Raw genomic sequence first — 23,653 nt, forward strand, 5'->3', positions numbered from 1 at the left:
CCGGCGACGTGAACCGGCCACGACGGCGACCCGCTGACCTGGCGATGGGGGAGCCGAGTCGGGTGGTACGGGGCGGCCGTCGCGGCCGGTGGCAGGGTGCCGGTCAGACCGCTTCGGCGGTCTCCGGGAGCTGCTCGGTGAGCAGATCGCTGAGCCCGGCGACCTCGGGGATGTCGCCGAAGTCCCTGGCCGCGGTGTCGACCGTCTTGCGGAGCCTGGTGTTGACGCGCTCCGACCTGACCTTCCTGGCGATCCTCAGGGCCATGGTCGCGGGGACGGCCGCCTCCTCCGGCTCGCGCTTGAGGAGATGCACGGTGGCCATGCCGATCAGATTGAGCGCGTAGGACCTCTGGTGCTCGTCGTCCTCGCCGAAGAGCTCGACGGCTCGGGTCATGACGGGCTCGGCGAGCGAGGCGTAGGCGGGGCTGCGGCCCGCGACATAGGCGAGGTCACGGTAGGAGTGGGCGTTCTCGCCGTGCAGTTCGGCGTCGGAGAAGAAGCGGATCCAGTCGGGCTCGGGCTCGTCGTCGAGGACGGCGTCGGCGAAGGTGTCCTCGGCCATCCGGACCGCTCGCTTGCACTTGCTCGGCCGGCCCATGTTGGCGTAGGCACGCGCTTCCATCGCATACAGCATGGCCTGGGTGCGGGCCGTGGCGCAGTCGCGGCTGCCGTACTGGGCGAGATGGATGAGTTCGAGCGCGTCGTCGGGCCGGCCGAGGTGGATCATCTGACGGCTCATGCTGGAGAGGATGTACGAACCCAGAGGTTTGTCACCGGCCTCCTTGGAGGCGTGCAGGGCCAGGACGAAGTACTTCTGGGCGGTGGGCTGGAGACCCACGTCGTAGCTCATCCAGCCCGCGAGTTCGGCCAGTTCGGCGGCGCAGCGGAAGAGGCGCTTGGCGGTGGCCTGGGGCTGCGGTTCCTGCAGCAGGTCGGTGACTTCGTGGAGCTGGCCGACCACGGCTTTGCGGCGCAGCCCGCCGCCGCACTGGGCGTCCCACTGGCGGAACATCGCCGTGGTGGATTCCAGCAGGTCGAGTTCGGGGCCGGAGAGCCGGGAGGGGCGGCTCTCCGTACCCGGCAGCTCCGGTTCCGGCTGCCCCGGGCGGGTGACGGGCACCAGCCAGCGCTGCATGGGTTCGATGAGGGCCGGGCCGGCGGCCAGGGCGAGGGAACTGCCGAGGAAGCCGCGCCGGGCGAGCATCAGGTCGCTGCGGGAGAACTCGCTGAGCAGCGCGACGGTCTGCGGTCCCGCCCAGGGGAGGTCGGCCCCCGCCACCGAGGGTGCCTGGTGGGGGGTGCGCAGTCCGAGGTCCTCGACGGAGACGACGGTGCCGAAACGCTCCGAGAAGAGCTCGGAGAGGATGCGCGGGATCGGTTCACGGGGCTGTTCGCCGTCGAGCCAGCGGCGTACCCGGGAGGTGTCGGTGCTGATGTGGTGGGCACCCAGCTGACGGGCCCGCCGGTTCACCTGGCGGGCGAGCTCGCCCTTCGACCAGCCGCTCCGGACGAACCACGAACCCAGTTGCCCGTTGGGGCGCTTCCCGGCATTCGTCTCGCCTGCGCCACTGCCACTCACTGGAACGCCCCCCATCCGCCGAAACCTGTCGCGCGAACCTCTATCAGAATGCCGCGTCCCGGTGTGGGCCGTACGGGCGTTGCACGTCATCGAACAAACCGGCGAATTGCCCGAGGCATACTCAACTGCACATGCAATTGCAGCTTCGAGCACCCACAGTAATCCCGCGATCACCGCCCTGGCGAGGGCCGTTGCAGAAACGCCACCATTCGCCACCCCTTCGGATGAACCCGTTCGGCGTAGTCCGCGATTCACTTGACAGGCCGCGATCAGCAATAAGCGGAATGAGGCATTCAGAGGCGCGCGGGGCGCATCGCGCATCCTGCGGCGCCACACCGCACGCCGGCGACCGGCGGGGCGGGAGGACGTCCAGGGCTCCGGGTCGTAACCACCGGTGAGTCGGACCCGTTGGAGGGGGCATGGGCTTCACGATCGGCGGCATCCGGGAGATGCGGTCCGGCACGCGGCGCCGGAGCCGTACGGCCGGTGCGACCGCGGTGGCGGAGTACACAGGCCTCTGGGGCTGGGCGGTGGCTCCGGGCGCGCGTGCGGCGGCCGGGGCCTGTTCCTGCGGTGACGCCGCGTGCGCCGCCCCGGGCGCGCACCCGCTGGATTCCGCCCGCGAGGTGCCGCCGGGCGCCACCCTCGGTGCTGTCGCGGATGCCTGGGCCGAGGTGCCGGGCGCCTCGATCCTGCTGCCGGTGGGCCGGACCTTCGACGTGCTCGACGTCGCCGACGCCGCGGGCCGGCGCGCGCTGGTGCGAATGGAGCGGATGGGGGTGCCGCTGGGGCCGGTGGCGTCGACGCCCACCGGCCGTACGCAGTTCTTCGTCGCCCCGGGCGCGGCGGCCGGGCTGCCCGGGCTGCTCTACCGGACGGGCTGGGACGACGCAGATCTCGATCTGCGGGCGCTGGGCCCCGGAGCGTACGTCACCGCTCCCCCGTCGGACCTCGGGGGCCTCGGTCCCGTCCGCTGGCTGCGTCCGCCGGCGCGGGACACGGCTGCCGCTCCCCCGCAGGCCCGGCTGCTCCTGGGCGCCCTCGCCTACATATGCCACCGGTGGTGAACACCGAAGGGCGGTGAACCCCTCTCGGGTCCACCGCCCTTCACGCGTACACGGGGGTGTGCCGGTCAGTCACCGATCAGCGCGTCGACGAAGGCGCCCGGTTCGAACGGGGCCAGGTCGTCCGGGCCCTCGCCGAGGCCGATGAGCTTCACGGGGACGCCCAGTTCACGCTGGACGGCGATGACGATGCCGCCCTTGGCCGTGCCGTCCAGCTTGGTGAGGACGATGCCGGTGATGTCGACCACCTCGGCGAAGACCCGCGCCTGGACGAGGCCGTTCTGCCCGGTCGTGGCGTCGAGGACGAGCAGGATCTCGTCGAGTGGTCCGTGCTTCTCCACCACCCGCTTGACCTTGCCGAGCTCGTCCATCAGGCCGGTCTTGGTGTGCAGCCGGCCCGCGGTGTCGATGAGCACCACGTCGGCGCCCTCGGCGATGCCTTCCTTCACCGCGTCGAAGGCGATCGAGGCGGGGTCCCCGCCCTCGGGGCCGCGCACCGTACGGGCGCCGACGCGCTCGCCCCAGGTCTGGAGCTGGTCGGCGGCGGCGGCGCGGAAGGTGTCCGCAGCACCGAGCACGACGCTGCGGCCGTCCGCGACCAGGACCCGGGCGAGCTTGCCCGTGGTGGTCGTCTTGCCGGTGCCGTTGACCCCGACGACCATCACGACGCCGGGCGTCCCGTCCCCGCCCTCCGTCTTGACCTCACGGTCGAAGTCGGGGCCGAGCAGGGTGACGAGCTCCTCGCGCAGCAGCGTGCGCAGCTCCTCGGGCGTCCGGGTACCGAGGACGCGGACCCGCTCGCGCAGCCGTTCCACCAGTTCCTGGGTGGGGGTCACGCCGACGTCGGCCGTCAGGAGCGTGTCCTCGATCTCCTCCCAGGTGTCCTCGTCGAGGTTGTCGCGGGACAGGAGGGCGAGCAGCCCCTTGCCCAGCGTGTTCTGCGAGCGGGCGAGCCGGGCGCGGAGCCGCACCAGGCGGCCGGCGGTGGGCTCGGGGACTTCGAGCTCGGGGATCTCCGGCTCGATGACGACCGGGGTCTCCTCGACGGGAGTCCCGGCGCCGGGAAGACCGACCTCCTCGATGGTGCGCCGCGCTTCGTCGCGCGGCGTCTCGGCTTCCTCACCGACACGGGGTTCGGTGGGAGGAGTGATGGTCGGCGTGCTCGACGGCGCCGAGGGCGGCAGCTGCTTCTTCTTGCGGCTGCTGACCACGAGCCCGCTGATCAGGCCGACCGCGACCAGGGCGATGACTACAGCAAGGATGACGATTTCCATAACGTGTCCAGTATCGGCCACAGCAGTGGTCCGGCGCGGTTGCGAAGAGCGGTCGGAGCCGGCCGCCGGGGCCGTATGCCACGTTTGGGGGTAAAGACACGCCGCTGTCCGTGGAGAACCGCGGCCTGGATCCCGTCCCCGGCGGCGGGCGCACCGGCCGGGCCGGCGCTGAGCCGGGTGGATGTGCTGCCGGCGCAGCAGGACGCCCCTGTCCGGACCCGGCCCGGGCCCGGACAGCAGAACGCTGCCCCGGGCCGGCATGGGCCGGACCGGGGCAGCGGGTCGAGGAGAGGGGCAGCGGGGATTAGCCCATCTCCTCCAGCGCCTTGCCCTTGGTCTCCTTCACGAACTTGAGAACGAAGGGGATCGAGAGCACGGCGAAGCAGGTGTAGATGATGTAGGTGCCCGACAGGTTCCAGTCGGCCAGGCTGGGGAAGCTCGCGGTGATCGCCCAGTTGGCGAGCCACTGCGCGGAGGCGGCGACACCGAGCGCGGCGGCACGGATCCGGTTCGGGAACATCTCGCCGAGGAAGACCCAGACCACGACGCCCCACGAGAGGGCGAAGAAGAGCACGAAGACATGGGCCGCGACCAGCGCGACGACGCCCTGGGTGCTCGGCAGCTTGCCGTCGACCAGGTCTGCGGAGAAGGCCCAGGCCTCGAAGGCCAGGGCGATGGCCATACCGGTGGAACCGACGAGCGCGAGCGGCCTGCGGCCCACCCGGTCCACCAGGACCATGGCGATCACGGTGCCGATGATGTTGATGATCGACGTGGTGAACGAGTAGAAGAACGAGCCGGACGGGTCGATGCCGACGGACTGCCACAGCGTCGCCGAGTAGTAGAACGCCACGTTGATGCCGACGAGCTGCTGGAAGACCGACAGGCCGATACCGACCCAGACGATCGGCAGGAAGCCGAAGCGGCTTCCGAGCAGGTCGCTGAACTTGGACTTGTGCTCACGGCGCATGGCCGTCTCGATCTCGTTCACGCGCGCGTCGAGGTCGACGTTCTTGCCCTCGACCTCTTCGAGGATCTTCCGGGCCCGGTCCTTCTTGCCGACCGAGATCAGGAAGCGCGGCGACTCGGGGATCGCGAAGGACAGCAGCCCGTACAGGATCGCCGGGACGACCATGACCCCGAGCATCCACTGCCAGGCTTCGAAGCCACCGATCTTGCCGCGCTGGTCACCGTCGGCGAGCTGCAGGATCCCGTAGTTGACCAGCTGCGAGACGGCGATGCCGATGACGATGGCCGCCTGCTGGAAGGAGCCGAGCCGGCCGCGGTAGGCGGGCGGCGAGACCTCGGCGATGTAGGCCGGGCCGATGACCGAGGCCATACCGATCGCGAAGCCGCCGATGACCCGCCACATGGCGAGGTCCCAGAGGGCGAACGGCAGCGCGGAGCCGACGGCGCTGATGGTGAAGAGCACCGCGGCGATCTGCATGCAGCGGATACGGCCGATGCGGTCGGCGATGCGTCCCGCCGTGGCCGCGCCGATGGCACAGCCGATCAGAGCGATCGCGATGACCTGTGCCAGCGTCCCCGACCCGATGTCATAGCGGTCGCGGATGGCCTCGACGGCACCGTTGATCACGGAGCTGTCGTAGCCGAAGAGGAAGCCGCCCATCGCTGCGGCTGCCGTGATGAAGATGACATGGCCGAGATGGTCCGGATGGGCCTCCCGGGCTCCGGACTCCGGTCCGCGCGCTGTGCTGGTCACATGAACTCCTGGTACCTGGCCGCAACGTCAGGTGTGGGGGGTGAGCCCTCTCAGTGGCGCACAACTTCTAGCCGACCACCACTTGAAGGTAAAAACAACATTGACGAGGTTATGCGTTCAAGTTTCGAAGTCAAGACTTGGGCCCAGGTGAAGAGGTGCCTCACAAGTACCCAGCAGTGCCCAAAAGGTGCGTTGAAGTGTTGGAAATTAAGTAAAGAAGCTGTGCCCATGCGTCAGCCGATGCACGGAGGAGGGTTCAGCGCAGCCGCTGGCTGATCACCTTGGAGACGCCGTCACCCTGCATGGAGACGCCGTACAGCGCGTCGGCGACCTCCATCGTCCGCTTCTGGTGCGTGATGACGATGAGCTGGGAGCTCTCCTGGAGCTCCTCCATGAGCCGGATCAGACGCTGGAGATTGGTGTCGTCGAGCGCCGCCTCGACCTCGTCCATGACGTAGAACGGACTCGGCCGGGCCTTGAAGATGGAGACCAGCAGGGCGACGGCCGTGAGGGACCGTTCGCCCCCGGACAACAGGGAGAGCCGCTTGACCTTCTTGCCGGGGGGCCTGGCCTCGACGTCGAGGCCGGTCGTCAGCATGTGGTCCGGGTCGGTGAGGACGAGACGGCCCTCGCCGCCCGGGAAGAGCCGGGAGAAGACACCCTCGAACTCACGCGCGGTGTCGCGGAACGCCTCCGTGAACACCTGCTCCACCCGCTCGTCCACCTCCTTGATCACCTGCATCAGATCGGCCCGGGTCTTCTTCAGGTCTTCGAGCTGCTCGGAGAGGAACTTGTGCCGTTCCTCCAGCGCCGAGAACTCCTCGAGGGCGAGAGGATTCACCTTCCCGAGTTGCTGGTACGCCCGTTCGGCCGCCTTCAGCCGCCTCTCCTGCTCGGCCCTGACGAACGGCTTCGGCTGGTTACGCGGATGCTCCGGATCGGCCGGAAGCTCCTCACCCTCCGCCGCTGGGGACGGCGGCACCAGCTGGTCCGGGCCGTACTCGGCGGCAAGACCGGCCGGCTCCACGCCGAACTCCTCCAGCGCCCTGGCCTCCACCTGTTCCATGCGCAGCCGCTTCTCGGCCCCGAGCACCTCGCCCCGGTGCACGGAGTCGGTGAGCCGGTCGAGCTCGCTCTTGAGGTCACGGCCGCAGCCGCGTTCGGCTGCCAGGTCCCGCTCGCGCTCGGCCTTCGCCGCCTCGGCCCTGGTCCGTTCCTCCTCCGCCCGTACGACCGAGACCTCGACATGGGCGAGCAACTGCCGGGCGCCCGCCGCCACGGCGGTGGCCACGGCAGCCTCGTGGCGCAGCCGGGCGCGGCGCTGCTCGGCACGGGCGCGGGCCTCTCGTTCCGCGCGGGCCCCCCGGTCGAGGGCATCGGCCCGCCCGGCGAGAGCCTTGACGCGTTCCTCGTGGGTACGGGCCTGAAGTCGGGCCTCCATCTCGGTCTGGCGTGCGTTGGCGCCGTCTGCTGCGAGGCGGTCCCGGACGGAGGTGTCCGGCTCCTCCTCCACCGGGTCCTCCTCGGCGACCAGCAGCCGTTCCGCCAGCTCCTCGGCCTCCTCGGTGGCCCGCTCCAGCGCCTCCTGCGCCCGGGCCGCGGAAGCGGTCATCCGCTCGGCCTCCCCGGCGGCGCCCCGGGCCTGCCCCGCCAGCCGTCCGAGCCGCTGCGCCACTGCGGACTTCTCCCGCTCGGCGGCCCGGCGCCGCTCCCCCAGCACCTCCACCCGGGCCGCGCTCTCGTCACGCCGCGCCACGGCGGCGCGCTGGGCCGAGGCGAGTCCCTCGCAGCGCACGGCGAGTTCGGCCAGTTCGGCGGCGGCCTCGTCGACGGAGGCCTGCACCTCCAGCAGGCTGGGAGCCCCAGCGGACCCACCGTGTGCGAAATCGGCTCCCAGTACGTCGCCCTCGGCAGTGACGGCGGTCAGCCCTGGGCGGGCGGCGACCAGTTCCTCGGCGTCCTCCAGTGTTCCGACGACCACCATGTCGCGCACCAGCCGGCGTACGGCCGCCAGCAGTTCGGCGGGCCCCTGCAGCAGGTCGGCCACGGCCGGCGCGCCGCGCTCCCCGGAGGCGACGGCCCGGCCGGCCGCTGCCGCCCCGTGCTCCGTCCCGGCGGCCGGGGGGTGGCCGTGTCCGGTGCCCGCCGGCGCCTGACCGGCAGGGGAACCGACCGGCTCCGGCGGCTGTCCCGGTGCCTGCGCGGGTTCCCGCCCCGCCCCTGCTCCGCCTGTCACCAGCGCCGCGCGCCCGGCGTCCTGCTTGCGCAGCAGGCGGATCGCGTCCGCCGCCGCGGCCGGGTCCGTCACCGCGACGGCGTCGGCGGCAGCGCCCAGCGCGGCGGCCACGGCGACCTCGTGACCGGGGGCCACCGTGAGCAGCTCCGCCAGCGGTCCGAGCAGTCCGGGGAGCCGGCCCCCCGCACTGAGCAGGACGCCGGTGCCGTCCTTGCGCCGGAGCCCCGGGGACAGTGCTTCGTACCGGGCCGAAACCGCCGCGCGACTGCGTTCCGCCCCGGTGACCGCCTCGCGCGCCGCGCTCAGGGCGGCCTCCGCCCCGGCGAGCTCCCGTTTCGCACCCTCGTGCTGGTCCGCCAGCTCCGCGTCACCCGCGTCCAGACCTTCGACCTCGGCCTTGAGTTGCTCGTATTCCTCCTGGGCGGCGGCGGCCCGCTCCTGCGCCTCGTCCCTCGACGCTCCCAGCCGGCCGATCTCGGCCTGTGCCGAAGCCGCCCGGCTGCGGGCGGCGTCGACCTGTCCGCGGAGCCGGGCGAGACCTTCGCGCCGGTCGGCGATGGCCCGGGCCGCGTCCCGGAGCCTGCGCTCCTCGGCGGCCAGCTCCCGCTCCAGTTCGCTGCGGTGTGCGGTGGTGTCCTCCAGGGCGTGCTCCGCCGCTTCGAGTGCCGCCTCCAGCTCCGCCTCCTGCTCACGGATCCGTGCGGCCTCACGCTCCATGTCCTGCGGGTCGCGTCCGCGCCGCTCCTCCTCCGGTGCGGACGAGGCGCTCTTCGCCCGGGCCTCGGCGAGCGAAATCGTGCCCCGCACCCGTTCGGCCAGTTGCGAGAGTTCGTACCAGGTCTGCTGCGCCCGTTGCAGCCGCGGCGCCAGTCGGCGCACCTCGTCCTCCAGGCCCGCCTCACGGACGAGCGCCGCCTTGAGTTCGGCCTCCGCCGCTTCCCTGCGTTTTTTGAGGGCGGCCTCGTCCGCGATCTCGTCACGCAGCGCTTCCCGCAGCCGCACCAGGTCGTCGGCCAGGAGCCGCAGCCGGGCGTCCCGCAGGTCGGCCTGGATGACGGCGGCCCGGCGCGCCACGGCGGCCTGCCGGCCCAGCGGTTTGAGCTGGCGCCGCAGTTCGTCGGTGAGGTCCTGGACACGGGCGAGGTTGGCGCCCATCGCCTCCAGCTTCCGCAGCGCCTTCTCCTTGCGCTTGCGGTGCTTGAGCACACCGGCCGCCTCTTCGATGAAGGCACGGCGCCCCGTCGGATCGGCGTGCAGGACCGAGTCCAGCCGGCCCTGGCCGACGATGACATGCATCTCACGGCCGATGCCTGAGTCCGAGAGGAGTTCCTGGATGTCGAGCAGCCGGCAGGTGTCGCCGTTGATCTGGTATTCGCTGCCGCCGTTGCGGAACATGATCCGGGTGATCGTCACCTCGGCGTACTCGATGGGCAGCGCACCATCGGAATTGTCGATCGTCAGCGAGACTTCCGCGCGGCCCAGCGGCGGCCTTCCCGTGGTGCCGGCGAAAATCACGTCTTCCATCTTTCCGCCGCGCAGGGATTTGGCCCCTTGCTCCCCCATGACCCAGGACAGCGCGTCCACCACATTGGATTTGCCCGATCCGTTGGGACCGACGACACAGGTGATCCCCGGCTCGAACCGCAGGGTCGTGGCGGAGGCGAACGATTTGAAACCACGGAGGGTCAGGGCCTTGAGGTGCACGCCGCCGGACTCTACCTTTCACTCTCGGTTTCGCTGATGAAGGTGCAGGGCACATCAGACGGTAGGCGAAGAGCGATAAGCCCGGGGCGGGCCAAAGGGCAGGCGGGGACGGACCAGGAGACAAAGAAAGAAGGGACGCCGAAGCGTCCCTTGTGAAACCCGCACGGTGTTGCTGTGCGGTGGTCCGGGCACAACCCTACGCGACGGATCGCGGACGGACCGGATCACCAGCAGTCCCCGGTGTCCGGGACAGCGATCCGTGACGAAGATTTCGATGGTTGATCCCGAGCGGCTGGCGAGCGGACCGGCCGGCCCCGGCAAGGCCGGGGATCAGGTCAGCGCGGGCTCCGCCTGGGGAACATCGATGTCGATGCTGTCGAGCAGCGACTCCTGGTGCTGAGCGGCGGCGTTGAGCGCGTCGTTCTCGTCCTGGATCCGTACGAGCTCGGATTCCAGGTCCTGGACGCGCTTCTGAAGCCGTCGCATCTCGGCGAGGAGTCGCGGGTCGGAACCGCCGACGTAACCGAGAAGCGCCTTTGCCATGATGAAAGGTCCTCCACACTGTATGACCGACCGATGCGGTGTGGGTCGTGAGGGAATCGCACCCGCGGTGCTCGACAGTGCTCTCTGTTCACTGCTGTTCCGCTGTCTCCAGCTCTGCCGAACAGCTAAGGTGCGCGGGGTTTTCAGCGTCTCACCAAAAAGTTTGACGGTCAACACGATCACACGCCACGGGGCCGGGTGCCCCGGGGGCGCGCGGCTGGACGATCATGCGGCGCGGCTCTCCCGCGGGACCCGAAGGGCATGGAGATCTTCGTCAATTCCGCAGCCTGGCACGACACCCGCCTCTTGGCAACCATGGCGGGCCACCGGCTTCTTGTGCAGGTCATTTCGGGTGCGCGGCCCTCGCGGTCCTTCCCGTTCACCGGTCGCCGCCCTTTGCGCGCACAGCGGACCCGGACCTCTTCCTCCTTCGTGATCAGCGGATCGTGAATCCCTCATAGCCGCCCCGGGGCGTGTCCCAGATCTCAGTGACACCGTCCACGCGGCCGGGCGTGTCGCTGGAACCGAGCCAGTCGAGCAGCCGGTGGCAATTCTCACGCGGCCCTTCCGCCACAACCTGCACCCGGCCGTCGTCGAGATTGAGGGCGAAACCGGTGAGACTTCCGATCTCCAAAGCATTTGCCCTGGTGAACCAGCGGAAACCTACTTGCTGTACTCGACCGCGTACCCATACGACGAGTCGTGCGTCTTCGTTCATGCCCGAACGCTAACCGGCCCATTGCTCGACGAGCACGCCGCCCCAATCCGTCATGGCGTAAGGTCCCCTCGCAATAGCCTCACCCGAACGGGTGAATTTGATCTTGAATGCGGTGACGTCGGAACGACGCCCGGAGCACGAGGAAGGCACAGCGCATGGGACGGCATCGACGCGCAGGCGCGGCCCCCGCCGCTGAGCAGCATGCGGTGGACACGGAGGACGGGTACCGAAGTGCACGCCGGAAGAAGCGAGCGGGCATACCCGTGCGGGCCGGTCTCCTCGGCGTGTCCGCGGCCGTGGCCGTGGGAGCGGTAGCTGTCGCCTCCGGCCTGCTGCCCGGCGGCGACAGCTACAGCGTCAGCGGAGGCGGCGCCGCCGACAAGGTGTACGCGGGTGGTGCTCCTGACCTGCTGACCCAGGGAGGGTCGTCAGCCGAGCCGACCGGCCGCACGTCGGCGTCGGCCTCGTCGTCGGCTTCGTCCCCGGCCGGGGCCGGCCCGGGCGCCGGACGTTCCGCCCTCCCCTCCAAATCCCCCTCCGCCACCCCGGTCGAGAAGCCGGACAGGAAGCCGTCCGCCACCGCGTCGAAACCGGCGGCGAAGACGCCGGAGAGGACGAAGCCGCCGGCCGAGCAGCCGAGGAAGAGCGCGCCCTCCAGCCCCGCGGCCCGGCCGCCGGCCGCTTCGAAGCCTTCGTCGGCCGCCCCGAGCAGCAAGCCCGCCGCCCCGGCGAGCCCGTCCGCCACCTCCGCCCAGGCCGCCGTCCTCTCCCTGGTCAACCAGGAGCGCGCGACGGCCGGCTGCAGCCCGGTCACCACCAGCACCTCACTGACCGCGCTCGCCCAGGACTTCAGCGAGGACATGGCGGCCCGTGACTTCTTCGGCCACACCGACCCCGACGGGGCGACCCCCTGGGATCGTGCGGCCGCAGCCGGTGTGCAGAATCTCGGCGGCGAGAACATCGCCCGGGGGCAGGCCGACGCGCAGGCCGTGATGGACGCGTGGATGAACAGCGAGGGCCACCGCGCGAACATTCTCAACTGCGACTACAAGACCCTCGGAGTGGGCGTGCACCTCGGCTCCGGCGGCCCTTGGTGGACGCAGGACTTCGGCTTCTGATCCCTCCGCCGCCTGTCCTCCCTCACCCGTGCGGCGCGCTGCACCCCGCTGTGAGGCCGAGGAGCGGCTGAGGAGCCTCATCCAGTCCTTCGAGGACCGGATGCCCGAGGCCGTCGGAGCCCGGAGCCGGTACGACGCGGCACACCAGGCGTGAACCGTGACGTCAGGAGGTCCGCGGCGGCCGCTGGCAGCGCGGGCAGAAGTAACTGGAACGGTTCATCCACGGCCGCCTGCGCATCGGTGTCCCGCAGCGGTGACAGGGCTCGTCCTCGCGCCCGTAGGCGTCCAGCGACCGGTCGAAGTATCCGGACTCCCCGTTCACATTGACGTACAGGCTGTCGAAGCTGGTGCCCCCCTGGTCGAGTGCCTCCCGCATCACGTCCCGGACATGGCCGAGCAGTTCCGCCGTCCTGGGGCGGGTCAGGGTCGCGGTCGGCCGCTCGTAGTGGAGCCGGCTGCGCCAGAGCGCCTCGTCGGCGTAGATGTTGCCTACGCCGCTGATCAGGGACTGGTCGAGCAGGGCGCGCTTGACCGTCGTACGGCGCAGGCGCAGCGCCAGGTGGAAGGCGGTGTCGTCGAAGGCCGGGTCGAGGGGATCGCGCGCGATGTGCGCGATGACGTCGGGCAGGCCGTCGGTGGTGTTCCCGTGCAGTGACAGCCCGCCGAAGGTGCGCTGGTCGACGAAGCGCAGTTCGGTCCCGAGTGTGTCGCCGAAGCGGATCCTGATCCGCAGGTGTTTCTCGTCGGCGGCCTCCTCGGGCTGTACGAGCAGCTGCCCGCTCATGCCGAGGTGCCCCAGGAGCGAGCACTCCGCCTCGTCGAGAGGGACCCAGAGGTACTTGCCGCGGCGCATCGCCGCGCCGAAGCGCAGGCCGCGGAGCCGGGCCGCGAAGTCGTGACCCCCCGCGAGGTGCCGGCGGACCGCACGCGGATGCAGGACCTCGACCTCCTCGACGGTGCGCCCGGCGGTCCAGCGCTCCAGGCCCCGGCGCACGACTTCGACCTCGGGCAGTTCGGGCACGACGGGTACTCCTTCGAGGGACGGGACGGGCGTGACAGCCGTGACGGGACAGCGAAAACCCCTCGGTGCGCGGACGCACCGAGGGGTTCCCGGATGATTCAGGCCGGAGCTGCGTCCGAGTGCGGCGACGGGACGGCAGGGATGTCGGCGACCCCTCCGTCGGCTGCGGCCTCGGCCGCGGCCTCCCTCGCTTCCGCGGCGGCGCTGATCTCGCGCCAGGCGGACTCCGCCGCCTGCTGCTCCGCTTCCTTCTTGCTACGGCCGGTGCCGGTGCCGTACGAGACACCACCGACGCGAGCAGCAGCAGTAAAGGTCTTCTCGTGATCCGGGCCGGTCTCCGTGACGAGGTACTCGGGGACTCCGAGGCTCTCGCTCGCGGTGAGCTCCTGGAGACTGGTCTTCCAGTCCAGGCCGGCTCCGAGGTTGGAGGACCTGTCGATCAGCGGGTCGAAGAGCCGGTGCACCAGCTCGGAGGCCGCGCTGAGGCCCTGGTCGAGATAGACGGCGCCGATCACCGCTTCAAGGGTGTCGGCGAGGATGGAAGCCTTGTCCCGGCCACCCGTACCCTCTTCACCGCGGCCGAGCCGGATGAAGGAGCCGAGTTCGAGGCCGCGGCCCACTTCCGCAAGTGCACGCGAGTTGACCACCGCGGCCCGCAATTTGGCCAGCTGGCCTTCGGGCAGGTCGGGGTGGGTGCGGTACAGCGTGTCCGTGACCACCAGGCCGAGCACCGAATCCCCGAGGAATTCGAGCCGCTCGTTGGTGGGCAGACCGCCGTTCTCGTATGCGTACGAGCGATGGGTCAGCGCACGCACCAGAAGGGCGGACTCGAGGTGATACCCGAGCCGCCCTTCCAGAAGCGTGTGGGACGAGGCTGTGTTGACGTTGTCTGCCTGCTTCTTGGCGCTGGACAACTCAGACATCGGGCCTCTCACCAGCCGCTCAGACCTCGAGGACCTGGCGCTTGTTGTAGGTGCCGCAGCTCGGGCACGCAATGTGCTGGAGCTTCGGCTCCTGGCAACGCTCGCACGAAACCAGGGTGGGGACCGCAGCCTTCCACTGCGACCGGCGGTGGCGCGTGTTGCTGCGCGACATCTTCCGCTTCGGAACAGCCACGGCTACTTCTCCTGCTTCTCGTCGACGCCCGGTTCGGCGCCGCCCATGTTGTCCTTCTCGCCGTCCTGAACGGTCTCGGCGAGTCCTTGCAGTGCCGCCCAACGGATGTCGACGGCATCGTGGTGGTGATCCGGATTCTCGTCCAGCCTGATCCCGCATTCGGAACACAGACCGGCACAGGTCTCCTTGCACACCGGCTGCAGCGGCAGTGCGAGCACCACCGCGTCACGCAGCACAGGCTCGAGGTCGAACGAGTCGTCCTCGAGAAAGAACCTGTCCTCGTCGTCCTCGGCGTCGTCGACCGGGTCCGCGGTCCTGCTGCGGTTCCGGTCATCGGCGTCAGGGTACGAGAACATCTCCTGGAAGTCCGCTTCGACCTCGAGGGCCAGCGGCTCCAGACACCTTACGCACTCCCCCTCGGCCGTCGCACGGGCGGTGCCTGTGACGAGCACCCCTTCCATGACCGATTCGAGGCGGAGGTCCAGCGCCACCGGCGCGCTCTCCGGCACGCCGATGACCCCGTCGATACCGAGGACCGGCGAGCCGGGCGCTTCCACCGAGCGGGTCAGCCGCTTCATGGCACCGGGACGCCGGCCCAGCTCGCGCGTATCGAACACGAGGGGGTTTCGGTGGTCGAGGTGACCGTTCAGGGCTTTTCCTGCTTTCGAAATCATGTGCGAGGTGAGGCTTCGGGAGGACCGCCCCTGTCCGGAGGAAAGAGGGCAGCCGGGATCACGGACATACGCGCGACCGAAGAGCCAGGATACTGGACGTACCGCCCAGCTCCCAATCCGGTACGGACCGCTCCGGTCAGCGGCCCTGCTCGTACCGGCGCAGTTGTTCCAGGTCGATCATGCTGGTGTCGAAGAGACTGGTCTCGTCGAGCGCGCTCTCCCCCTGCTGCGCGGGGGCGGCCTGGGTCCGCTGCGGCCAGCCGTACTCCTGCTGCTGGTTCGGGTCGTACGCCTGCTGCTGGTAGGCGGCGTAAGGGTCGGGCTGCTGCTGGTAGCCGTAGCCGTCCTGCGCCGCCTGCTGATCCTGGTAGCCGTACGTCTGTGCGTACTGCGGCTCGGACCCGCCCTGGGCCGGGAAGCCGGTCTGCGCGGGGTCCTGGTAGCCGGCGGCCGGCGCGTAGCCGGGCTGGGACGGCTCCGTGTAGGAGGGCCGGGGGCTCTGCTGCGGCTCGGGGGCGGCGAGGCCGGCCAGGCCGGCCCAGTGGTCCTCGTCGCTGGTGTGCAGGTGACCGCCCGCGGCGTCCTGGGCGGCCATGTGCGCGCCGAGGTCGTCGGTGGCGACCCGGCCGTGCAGCTTCTGACGGCCCCGTCCGACGGCCTCCAGGGTCTTGGCGAGCACGGCCTCGAAGGCACCGAGCTTGGTGTCCACGTAGTCGTCGGCACGCCGGCGGAGCGTCTCGGGATCGGCGCTGCGCTCCGGCGCCTCGGCGAAGTCGGGGTCTTCGTAGCCCTGCTCGTCGACGCCCTCGCCGCGGCCCAGGAGCTTCTCACGGCCGCGGTCGACGGAACCGATGGTCTTGGTGAGGACGACCTCGAAGTTGGCGAGCTTGCTGTCGACGTACTCGTCGGCCTCGCCACGGACCTCGTCGGCCTCCCTGCGGGCCTCGGACAGGATCCGGTCCGCCTCCGCCTGGGACCTCTGGGCGATCTCGGTGCCGGAGATCAGCGAGCTGCGCTCCGCGTGAGCGGACTCGATGATCCGCTCGGCCTCCTGCCGGGCCTGCTCGACGAGCTGCTCACGGCCGCCGATGAGCTCCTCGGCATGGGCGAGCGAGCCGGGGAGGGCCTCGCGCACCTCCTCCAGCATCGCGAGCAGTTCGGCCCGGTTGACCACGCAGGACGCCGACATGGGCATGGAGCGGGCGTTCCCGACCGTTTCGACGATCTCGTCGAGCTTCTTCTGCACGTCCACCGTGTGCTCGCCACTCTCTGCTGCTGTTGGAGACGGACGGGACGACTGTAAGGCCAGTCGCCTCCCGTCCGACACCTGGTGACGGATGGTCAGCACCTCACTGCCGGCCGAGGCGCTCCACGAGGGCGTCGTGGACCGCCGGCGGCAGCAGGTGCGCCACGTCGCCGCCCCAGGTGGCGACCTCCTTGACCAGGGAGGACGACAGGAAGCTGTAGGTGGGGTTCGTCGGTACGAAGAGTGTCTCGACCCCTGAGAGGCCGTTGTTCATCTGGGCCATCTGCAGCTCGTAGTCGAAGTCGCTGACGGCCCTCAGGCCCTTCACGATCGCCGGGATGTCACGCTGCTTGCAGAAGTCGACCAGAAGGCCGTGGAAGGACTCGACCTCCACGTTGCCGAAGTCCGCGGTGACCTCGCGGATCATCTCGATCCGCTCGTCGATGGTGAACAGGCCCTTCTTGGACTGGTTGATCATCACTGCGACGTGGACGACGTCGTACAGCTTCGAAGCTCGTCCGATGATGTCGAGATGCCCGTTGGTGATGGGGTCGAACGACCCCGGGCAGACGGCGCGGCGCAATGTGATTCCCTCGCTCTCCGGTGCGGTCATCGTGCGTCTTCGCACGTAGAGGCGGCGCGACCGTACCAAAACGTGGCCTCGCCGTAGCGGCGGGACCGCTGTGGCTCGAATCCGTCGGGCCAGTTGAATTCCCCGCCTCTGCTGCTCCGTTCCACCGTGACGAGGGCGTCGTCCGTGAGCCACCCCTGAGCACGGAGTGTGAGCAGGATCTCCCGGAGATCGTCGTCGGTGACGGCGTACGGCGGATCGAGGAAAACCACGTCGTACGGACCGGAGGGTGCCGGTCCGGTCACGATCTGCTCGGCTTTGCCCGCACGGAACTCGGCGCCGGGCAGACCGAGCGTGCGGATGTTGTCGCGCACGGTGCGCGCGGCCTTGGCGTCGGCCTCCACGAGCAGCGCGTGGACCGCTCCACGCGAGAGCGCCTCCAGACCCACCGCGCCGGAACCCGCGTACAGGTCGGCGACACGGATGCCGTCGAGCGTGCCCAGGAGCGCTTCCCAGGTGGAGAACATGCCTTCGCGCGCACGGTCGGAGGTGGGGCGGGTGCCGGTGCCGGGCGGGACTGCCAGGCGGCGTCCGCCGGCCGTGCCGGCGATCACGCGGGTCATGGGTCTGTTCCTCGGGTCGCGGGCGGCGCACAGGACGGGACGCGCGCCGTGCTCCCACGATATGGCGTCGTCGGGGATCCGCCCGGTCACCCCTTGTCGAGGTACTCCTCCCGGTCCTTGTCGAGCAGGGCGTCCAGGGCGGTGCGCAGCTCCGGCAGCCGCTCCAGCCCGGGATCGTCCGCGACGACACGGACGGCCTCCTCACGGGCCGTCGCGATGACCTCCTCGTCGTCGATGACGCTGAGCACCCTCAGGGAGGAACGGACCCCGGACTGCGCCTGGCCGAGCACATCGCCTTCGCGCCGCTGTTCGAGGTCGATGCGGGAGAGCTCGAAGCCGTCGAGGGTGGCGGCGACCGCGGAGAGCCTGGCCCGGGCGGCGCTGGCCTCGTGGGCCTCACTGACCAGCAGGCAGAGGCCGGGGGCGCTGCCACGTCCCACACGGCCCCGTAGCTGGTGCAGCTGGGAGACACCGAAGCGGTCCGCGTCCATGATCACCATCGCGGTGGCGTTGGGGACGTTCACCCCGACCTCGATGACGGTGGTGGCGACCAGGACGTCGGCCTGGCCGGCGGCGAAGCGGCGCATGACGTCGTCCTTGTCGTCGGGCGCCATCCTGCCGTGGAGGACCTCGATGCGCAGCCCGGCGAGCGGGCCCTTGGCGAGCTGCTCGGCGATGTCCAGCACGGCCAGCGGCGGCCGCTTCTCCCCGTCCTCGCCGGGGGCCGCCTGCTTCTTCCCCGCCTTCCCCTTCTTCTCCGCGGCCTCCTCGGCGTCGTCGCCGATGCGGGGGCAGACGACGTAGGCCTGGTGGCCGTTCTCCACCTCCTCACGGACGCGTTCCCAGGCGCGGCTGAGGAAGTGGGGTTTGTCCTTGGCGGGGACGACATGGCTGGCGATCGGGGAACGGCCGGCGGGGAGCTGGTCGAGCACGGAGGTCTCCAGGTCCCCGAAGACGGTCATGGCGACCGTACGGGGAATGGGTGTGGCCGTCATGACCAGCAGGTGGGGCGGCTGTTTCCCCTTGGAGCGCAGCGCGTCGCGCTGTTCCACGCCGAAGCGGTGCTGTTCGTCGACGACGACGAGACCGAGGTCGTGGAACCGGACCTTGTCCTCGATCAGCGCATGGGTGCCGATGACGATCCCGGCCTCGCCCGTGACCAGGTCGAGCAGTGCCTGCCGGCGGGCCGCCGCGCCCATGGAGCCGGTGAGCAGGACGACCTTCGTACCGAGGTCGGAGCCGCCGAGCAGGCCTCCTTCGGCCAGGTCGCCCATCATCTCGGTGACGGAGCGGTGGTGCTGCTGGGCCAGCACCTCGGTGGGCGCGAGCATCGCCGCCTGGCCGCCCGCGTCGACGACCCGGAGCATGGCCCGCAGCGCGACCAGTGTCTTGCCGGACCCGACCTCTCCCTGGAGCAGCCGGTGCATGGGGTGTTCCGTCGCCAGGGCGTCGAAGATCTCCCCGGTGACCTTCTGCTGGCCTTCGGTGAGGGTGAAGGGAAGCGTGGCGTCGAAGGCGTCGAGCAGTCCGCCGGGGACGGGTCCGCGTGCCACTGCCGGGAGCTGGGTGTCGGCGTAGCGCCGGCGGGCGAGCGCGACCTGGAGGACGAAGGCCTCGTCCCAGCGCAGCCGGTCCCGCGCGGCCGCGATGTCCGCCTTGGTGTGCGGGCGGTGGATCCTGAGCAGCGCTTCGGGGAGGGGGATGAACCCACGTCCCTCGCGCAGCGCCGGGGGAAGCGGGTCCGCCGCCTCCTGTGCGCTGGGCAGGACCGTGTCGACGGCTTTGGCGATCCGCCAGGAGTCGAGCTGCTTGCAGGCCGGATAGATCGGCAGCAGCTGCCCCGCGAAGGCGCCGACGGCCTCGGTCACATCAGCCGGCTCTTCCATGTCCTTCGCGTCGAGGAGCTGGTACGTGGGGTGCGCGAGCTGCATCTTCCTGTTGAAGACCGAGACCTTGCCCGCGAACATCGCCCGCCGCCCGGGGAGGAGCTCCTTGTGGGGCTTGTGGACGCCGTGTCCGAAGAAGACCAGCTGGAGCCTGCCGCTCCCGTCGGTGAGGGTGACCTCCAGCCGCTTGCCGCGGCCGTTGTTGAACATCATGATCCGCGCGTCGGCGACCTGTGCGACGACCGTCACGTGCTCGTCCAGCGGCAGTTCGGTGAGCGCCGTGAGCCGGCCCCGCTCCTCGTAGCGCCGCGGGTAGTGGTGCAGCAGGTCCCCGACCGTGTGCAGGTCGAGGTGTTCGGCCATCACCTTCGCGGTGGCTCCGCCGAGCAGCTTCTTGAGGGGTTCATCGAAAGCGGACACGCGGTCCATTGCACACCACGCCACTGACAGACGTCTCCGCGCGCCGCCCCGCGCGACGTGTCACTCGACGCCGATCAGCAGGGGCGCCGCCTGGCGGCCGCCCCGGTAGACGACCGTGTCGACGGCGAGGTAACCCTCGCGGATGTGTTCGCCCAGCTCGTCGGCCAGGGCGTCGGGCACGTCCTGGCCCAGGACGAGGGTGACGAGTTCACCGCCTGCCGACAGCATCCGGTCCAGGACCGTGCGGGCCGTGCCGGGGACGTCCTCACCGATGACGGCCACGTCCCCGTCGATCATGCCGAGGATGTCGCCGGTCTGGCAGACGCCCGCCATCGTCCATGACTGCCGTTCGGCGACGGCCAGTTCGGCGTACCGGGTGGCACCGGCCGCCGACGTCATCGCGACGACGTCCTCGTCGAAGCTGCGGCCGGGCTCGTGGACGGCGAGCGCGGCGAGGCCCTGGACGGCGGCACGGGTGGGGACCAGGGCGACCCGGATGCCTTCGGCCCTGGCCTGTTCCGCGGCTGCGGCGGCGGTGTGGCGCAGCTGGGTGTCGTTGGGCAGCAGGACCACCTCACGGGCGTGGGCCCGGCGGATGGCGTCGACCAGTTCTCCGCTGGCGGGCGGCTCGCCGGGGCGCGCCAGCACGGTGGTCGCCCCGGCCTCGGCGCACAGGCCGGAGAGCCCGTCACCGGGGACGACCACGACGACGGCACGCTGGACGGGGTCCCGGTGGGCGCGGATCCGGTCGGCGGCGAAGTGCGTGATCCGGATCCGGTGGGGCCGGCCGGCCTCGACCCCGGCCTCGACGGCAGCTCCGGCGTCGTCGACGTGGACGTGGACGTTCCACAGGCCGTCGCCGCCGACCACCACGAGGGAGTCCCCCAGGGCGTCCAGCCGGCTCCGCAGCCCGGCTACCGCGTCGTCGGTGGCCTCCAGGAGATAGATGACCTCAAAGGCCGGGCCGCCGTCCGGATCCGCGTCCGCGCAGTCGCCGGCCCCGGGCAGGACTTCGGGGGCGGGCAGGACGGCACGCTCCCGCGCCCGTCCGCCGACCGCTTCCAGCAGTGCGCCGAGCACGGCCACCAGACCCTGCCCGCCCGCGTCCACGACGCCCGCGCGCCCGAGGACGGCGAGTTGGCCGGGGGTGGCGGCGAGGGCGGCGCGCGCCCCTTCGTACGCCGCCTCGGCCACGTCCTCGAGGCATGTGCTCCCGTCCGTGGCCACGGCCGCCTCGGCCGCGGCCGTGGCGACGGTGAGCACCGTGCCCTCGACGGGGTGGGCGACGGCCAGCCGTGCCGCTGCGGCGGCCTCCGTCAGCGCGGCCCGCAGATGACGCGCGTCACCCGACTCGGACAGTACGGAAGCCATACCGCGCAGCAACTGGGCCAGGATCGTCCCGGAGTTCCCCCGGGCACCGATCAGCGCGCCGTGCGCCATGGCCCGTACGGCGTCCGCGGGGGAGGGCGTGGTGGAGCCGGTCTCGTGGGCGGCGAAGACCGCTTCGACGGCCGCGGACGCCGACTCGACGGTCAGGTACAGGTTGGTGCCGGTGTCCCCGTCGGCGACGGGATAGACGTTGATGGCGTCGATGGCCGTGCGCTCCCGGCCCAGGGCCTCCAGGGCCAGTGAGCACCAGGTGCGCACCGCGACGGCGTCGAGATCGTCGGGGGGCTGCGGCACCGTTGGTCCTCCTTGGGGGCGGCCGTGGGGGGCTGGCTGCACCGCAGGGTAGCCCTCGCGCACGGGCCCTTCGGGCAGAGGTGCGGGACGGAGTGCGCGGGGAGCCGTGGTAGTTTCGTATCTCCGAAGCAGGCGTTGTATGCTGCTTCGGTTGCCCGACGAAAGCCGGGCCAATCCCTCCGGTACCGCCACTTCAGTAAAATGATTCCGGCGCGCCGGAATTCACTGTAAGTGCATCTGAAGTCTTTGGAGTGACCCGTGGCTGCCAACTGCGACGTTTGCGGCAAGGGGCCGAGCTTCGGCAACAGCATTTCGCACTCGCACCGCCGTACGTCCCGTCGCTGGAATCCCAACATCCAGCGCGTGCGTGCAGTGGTCGGTCGGACGCCGAAGCGGCTCAACGTCTGCACCTCGTGCATCAAGGCCGGCAAGGTCGCGCGCTGACGTCCCCGTCGTAGCGCAGCCTTCCGGTTGCCCAAAAAGCCGGTCCACCTCGGTGGACCGGCTTTTTGCTGTGCTTCAGCGGGCGGTGCGGGTGAGCCAGCCGTGATCGACGGGGCCGATCCCGCCGCCCAGCGCGAAGCCGGCCCGGATCGCGCCGGTGACGTACTCCTTCGCGCCCCGCACGGCGGTCGGGACGTCCTGGCCGCGGGCGAGTCCGCACGCGATGGCGGAGGCGAGGGTGCAGCCCGTCCCGTGGGTGTGGCGGTTGTCGTGCCTGGGGGCGCGCAGCCAGTGCTCCTCGTTGCCGTCCGTGAGCAGGTCCACGGCTTCACCGGGCAGATGGCCGCCCTTGATCACCACCCAGCGCGGTCCGTACGCGAGGATCTCCGCGGCGGCCCCGCGCATCCCCGGTTCGTCGGTGACGGTGACTCCGGTGAGCTGCGCCACCTCGTCGAGGTTCGGGGTGGCGACGGTGGCCACGGGCAGCAGCTTGGTGCGTACGGCGTCGAGTGCTTCGGCGGCCAGCAGCGCGTCCCCGTGCTTGGAGACCCCGACGGGGTCGACGACGACGGGCGCACCGGTCTGCGCGAGGAGTTCCGCGACGGTGTCGACGAGGGCGGCCGAGGACAGCATGCCGGTCTTCACCGCCTGGACGCCGATGTCGTCGACGACGCTGCGGTACTGGGCGCGCACGGCCTCGGCCGGCAGCTCCCAGGCGCCCTGCACGCCCAGCGAATTCTGGGCGGTCACCGCGGTCAGCACGCTCATTCCGTGGGTGCCGAGGGCCAGCATCGTCTTCAGGTCGGCCTGGATGCCCGCACCGCCGCCGGAGTCTGATCCGGCGACGGTGAGGACACGGGGCGGTATCGGGGCAGGTGCGCTCATGCCCCGGAATCTACTGGGCGTCCTCGATGGATCCGAAATGGTCCCAGCCGCCCTTGCTCGTCCAGGGCGCCCCGTCGACGGTGACCTGGGGCAGCGCCGAGGGGTTGAGGACCTCTCCGATGACCTTCCAGCGCGCGGGGAGCTTCACGTCGGACGGGAACGTCGCCACGATGGCGTGGTCCTCTCCCCCGGTGAGCACCCACTGCAGGGGGTCGACCCCGACGGCCTGCCCGATGTCGGACATCTGCGACGGGATGTCGATGAGCCCGGAGCGCAGGTCGATGCGGACCTTGCTGGACTCGGCGATGTGACCGAGGTCGGCGACGAGTCCGTCGCTGACGTCGGTCATGGCCGTCGCGCCGAGCCCGGCCGCCGCGGGACCCGCGTGGTAGGGCGGTTCGGGGCGCCGGTGGGCCTCGACGAACGCACGCGGCGAGCGGAACCCCCGGGAGAGCACGGCGAATCCGGCCGCGGACCAGCCGAGCCATCCGGTGACGGCCACGACGTCGCCGGGCCGTGCGCCGGCCCGGGTCACGGGCTCGTGGTTGCGCAGGTCGCCGAGCGCGGTGATCGAGACGGTGATGGTGTCACCGCCGACGACGTCGCCGCCGACCACGGCCGCGCCGGCGACCTGGCATTCGTCACGCAGTCCGTCCATCAGTTCGGCGGCCCAGGTGACCGGCAGGTCGGCCGGTACGACGAGACCGAGCAGCAGCGCGGTGGGCACGGCGCCCATGGCCGCGATGTCGGCGAGGTTCTGGGCGGCGGCCTTGCGGCCGACGTCGTACGCCGTCGACCAGTCACGGCGGAAGTGCCGCCCTTCCAGCAGGATGTCCGTACTGGCCACGACCCTGCGGTCGGGAGCGGCCACGACCGCGGCGTCGTCGCCGGGTCCCAGCCGTACCGCCGGAGTGGTGGTGAGCCGGGAAGTGAGCTCTCTGATGAGCCCGAACTCCCCCAACTCGCCCACGGTTCCCTTCACCGAGTCTCACCTCTCATATATCGCACCGGACACCTGTCCGGGCTGTTTCAGCGGCCGGAGGCCCGGACCGTGGGCGGACGGCCCACGGGAGCCGGTGGCCCCGGGACGTGCAGGCGTCACTGTCCCTCTCCCGCACCGCTGGG

At 70.8% G+C, this 23,653-nt stretch carries 20 protein-coding genes; 3 read left to right on the plus strand and 17 right to left on the minus strand.

Going from position 1 to position 23,653, the window contains the following annotated elements:
• Nucleotides 1-103: 103 nt before the first annotated feature.
• On the minus strand, nt 104-1,579 hold the full coding sequence (locus ACF1FZ_RS26530) for a hypothetical protein (RefSeq protein ID WP_391775907.1): 1,476 nt from the start codon (nt 1,577-1,579) through the stop codon (nt 104-106).
• A gap of 419 nt (nt 1,580-1,998) precedes the next feature.
• Between ACF1FZ_RS26530 and ACF1FZ_RS26535 the strand changes: the two genes are divergently transcribed.
• Nucleotides 1,999-2,646, plus strand: coding sequence for a bifunctional DNA primase/polymerase (locus ACF1FZ_RS26535; protein ID WP_391775908.1), 648 nt, complete (start codon nt 1,999-2,001; stop codon nt 2,644-2,646).
• Between the two features lie 65 nt (nt 2,647-2,711).
• On the opposite strand, the gene ftsY is transcribed toward ACF1FZ_RS26535, so the two are convergent.
• From ftsY to ACF1FZ_RS26560, 5 genes are all read right to left on the minus strand, one after another.
• Entirely contained in the window at nt 2,712-3,917 is a 1,206-nt protein-coding gene (gene ftsY, locus ACF1FZ_RS26540; protein ID WP_391775909.1) for a signal recognition particle-docking protein FtsY, read from the minus strand.
• Nucleotides 3,918-4,221: 304 nt separating this feature from the next.
• A complete protein-coding gene (locus ACF1FZ_RS26545) occupies nt 4,222-5,640 on the minus strand; it encodes a sugar porter family MFS transporter (protein ID WP_391775910.1) in 1,419 nt (472 codons plus the stop codon).
• 256 nt (nt 5,641-5,896) lie between these two features.
• Complete coding sequence (locus ACF1FZ_RS26550; protein ID WP_391775911.1) at nt 5,897-9,580, minus strand: AAA family ATPase; 3,684 nt, start codon at nt 9,578-9,580, stop codon at nt 5,897-5,899.
• Nucleotides 9,581-9,910: 330 nt separating this feature from the next.
• Nucleotides 9,911-10,123 (minus strand): hypothetical protein, encoded by a 213-nt coding sequence (locus ACF1FZ_RS26555; RefSeq protein ID WP_033304037.1) that lies wholly within the window; start codon nt 10,121-10,123, stop codon nt 9,911-9,913.
• Nucleotides 10,124-10,559: 436 nt separating this feature from the next.
• Nucleotides 10,560-10,841, minus strand: a complete 282-nt coding sequence (locus tag ACF1FZ_RS26560) for an acylphosphatase (protein ID WP_391775912.1) — start codon at nt 10,839-10,841, stop codon at nt 10,560-10,562.
• Between the two features lie 155 nt (nt 10,842-10,996).
• On the opposite strand from ACF1FZ_RS26560, the gene ACF1FZ_RS26565 reads away from it, so the two are divergent.
• The gene (locus ACF1FZ_RS26565; protein WP_391775913.1) at nt 10,997-11,959 is read left to right on the plus strand and encodes a CAP domain-containing protein; all 963 of its coding nucleotides are present in this window, start codon (nt 10,997-10,999) and stop codon (nt 11,957-11,959) included.
• A gap of 163 nt (nt 11,960-12,122) precedes the next feature.
• Here the strand turns inward: ACF1FZ_RS26565 and mutM are convergent, their stop codons facing one another.
• The 9 genes from mutM to ACF1FZ_RS26610 all read right to left on the minus strand — a co-directional run bounded on the left by mutM (nt 12,123) and on the right by ACF1FZ_RS26610 (nt 21,199).
• Nucleotides 12,123-12,980, minus strand: coding sequence for a bifunctional DNA-formamidopyrimidine glycosylase/DNA-(apurinic or apyrimidinic site) lyase (mutM, locus tag ACF1FZ_RS26570; RefSeq protein WP_391775914.1), 858 nt, complete (start codon nt 12,978-12,980; stop codon nt 12,123-12,125).
• A gap of 98 nt (nt 12,981-13,078) precedes the next feature.
• Nucleotides 13,079-13,903 (minus strand): ribonuclease III, encoded by an 825-nt coding sequence (gene rnc, locus ACF1FZ_RS26575; RefSeq protein ID WP_391775915.1) that lies wholly within the window; start codon nt 13,901-13,903, stop codon nt 13,079-13,081.
• Between the two features lie 19 nt (nt 13,904-13,922).
• Nucleotides 13,923-14,096, minus strand: a complete 174-nt coding sequence (rpmF, locus tag ACF1FZ_RS26580) for a 50S ribosomal protein L32 (protein ID WP_003965982.1) — start codon at nt 14,094-14,096, stop codon at nt 13,923-13,925.
• A 2-nt stretch (nt 14,097-14,098) separates the two neighbouring features.
• Nucleotides 14,099-14,770 (minus strand): YceD family protein, encoded by a 672-nt coding sequence (locus ACF1FZ_RS26585; RefSeq protein ID WP_391775916.1) that lies wholly within the window; start codon nt 14,768-14,770, stop codon nt 14,099-14,101.
• A gap of 136 nt (nt 14,771-14,906) precedes the next feature.
• Nucleotides 14,907-16,022: a cell division initiation protein gene (locus tag ACF1FZ_RS26590; RefSeq protein ID WP_391775917.1), complete on the minus strand. Its 1,116-nt coding sequence runs from the start codon at nt 16,020-16,022 to the stop codon at nt 14,907-14,909.
• 97 nt (nt 16,023-16,119) lie between these two features.
• A complete protein-coding gene (coaD, locus tag ACF1FZ_RS26595; RefSeq protein WP_391775946.1) occupies nt 16,120-16,599 on the minus strand; it encodes a pantetheine-phosphate adenylyltransferase in 480 nt (159 codons plus the stop codon).
• A gap of 26 nt (nt 16,600-16,625) precedes the next feature.
• The gene (gene rsmD / locus ACF1FZ_RS26600) at nt 16,626-17,210 is read right to left on the minus strand and encodes a 16S rRNA (guanine(966)-N(2))-methyltransferase RsmD (RefSeq protein ID WP_391775918.1); all 585 of its coding nucleotides are present in this window, start codon (nt 17,208-17,210) and stop codon (nt 16,626-16,628) included.
• A gap of 86 nt (nt 17,211-17,296) precedes the next feature.
• Nucleotides 17,297-19,525, minus strand: a complete 2,229-nt coding sequence (recG, locus tag ACF1FZ_RS26605; protein ID WP_391775919.1) for an ATP-dependent DNA helicase RecG — start codon at nt 19,523-19,525, stop codon at nt 17,297-17,299.
• A gap of 51 nt (nt 19,526-19,576) precedes the next feature.
• Nucleotides 19,577-21,199, minus strand: coding sequence for a DAK2 domain-containing protein (locus ACF1FZ_RS26610; protein ID WP_391775920.1), 1,623 nt, complete (start codon nt 21,197-21,199; stop codon nt 19,577-19,579).
• A gap of 258 nt (nt 21,200-21,457) precedes the next feature.
• Between ACF1FZ_RS26610 and rpmB the strand changes: the two genes are divergently transcribed.
• Nucleotides 21,458-21,643, plus strand: coding sequence for a 50S ribosomal protein L28 (gene rpmB / locus ACF1FZ_RS26615; protein ID WP_003965989.1), 186 nt, complete (start codon nt 21,458-21,460; stop codon nt 21,641-21,643).
• Between the two features lie 75 nt (nt 21,644-21,718).
• Here rpmB and thiD read toward each other — a convergent pair whose 3' ends face one another.
• Nucleotides 21,719-22,528, minus strand: a complete 810-nt coding sequence (thiD, locus tag ACF1FZ_RS26620) for a bifunctional hydroxymethylpyrimidine kinase/phosphomethylpyrimidine kinase (protein WP_391775921.1) — start codon at nt 22,526-22,528, stop codon at nt 21,719-21,721.
• A gap of 10 nt (nt 22,529-22,538) precedes the next feature.
• Complete coding sequence (locus tag ACF1FZ_RS26625; protein ID WP_391775922.1) at nt 22,539-23,510, minus strand: thiamine-phosphate kinase; 972 nt, start codon at nt 23,508-23,510, stop codon at nt 22,539-22,541.
• Between the last annotated feature and the right edge of the window lie 143 nt (nt 23,511-23,653).

This window comes from Streptomyces sp. NPDC014623, from assembly GCF_043088245.1.
GTDB lineage: Bacteria > Actinomycetota > Actinomycetes > Streptomycetales > Streptomycetaceae > Streptomyces.

Excerpts from the sequence above, each read along its gene's own strand:
- recG (WP_391775919.1), bottom strand. The coding sequence starts at position 19,525 with ATGGACCGCGTGTCCGCTTTCGATGAACCCCTCAAGAAGCTGCTCGGC.
- ACF1FZ_RS26585 (WP_391775916.1), bottom strand. The coding sequence starts at position 14,770 with ATGATTTCGAAAGCAGGAAAAGCCCTGAACGGTCACCTCGACCACCGA.
- ACF1FZ_RS26555 (WP_033304037.1), bottom strand. The coding sequence starts at position 10,123 with ATGGCAAAGGCGCTTCTCGGTTACGTCGGCGGTTCCGACCCGCGACTC.
- rsmD (WP_391775918.1), bottom strand. The coding sequence starts at position 17,210 with ATGACCCGCGTGATCGCCGGCACGGCCGGCGGACGCCGCCTGGCAGTC.
- ftsY (WP_391775909.1), bottom strand. The coding sequence starts at position 3,917 with ATGGAAATCGTCATCCTTGCTGTAGTCATCGCCCTGGTCGCGGTCGGC.
- rnc (WP_391775915.1), bottom strand. The coding sequence starts at position 13,903 with ATGTCTGAGTTGTCCAGCGCCAAGAAGCAGGCAGACAACGTCAACACA.
- ACF1FZ_RS26565 (WP_391775913.1), top strand. The coding sequence starts at position 10,997 with ATGGGACGGCATCGACGCGCAGGCGCGGCCCCCGCCGCTGAGCAGCAT.
- ACF1FZ_RS26560 (WP_391775912.1), bottom strand. The coding sequence starts at position 10,841 with ATGAACGAAGACGCACGACTCGTCGTATGGGTACGCGGTCGAGTACAG.
- thiD (WP_391775921.1), bottom strand. The coding sequence starts at position 22,528 with ATGAGCGCACCTGCCCCGATACCGCCCCGTGTCCTCACCGTCGCCGGA.
- ACF1FZ_RS26535 (WP_391775908.1), top strand. The coding sequence starts at position 1,999 with ATGGGCTTCACGATCGGCGGCATCCGGGAGATGCGGTCCGGCACGCGG.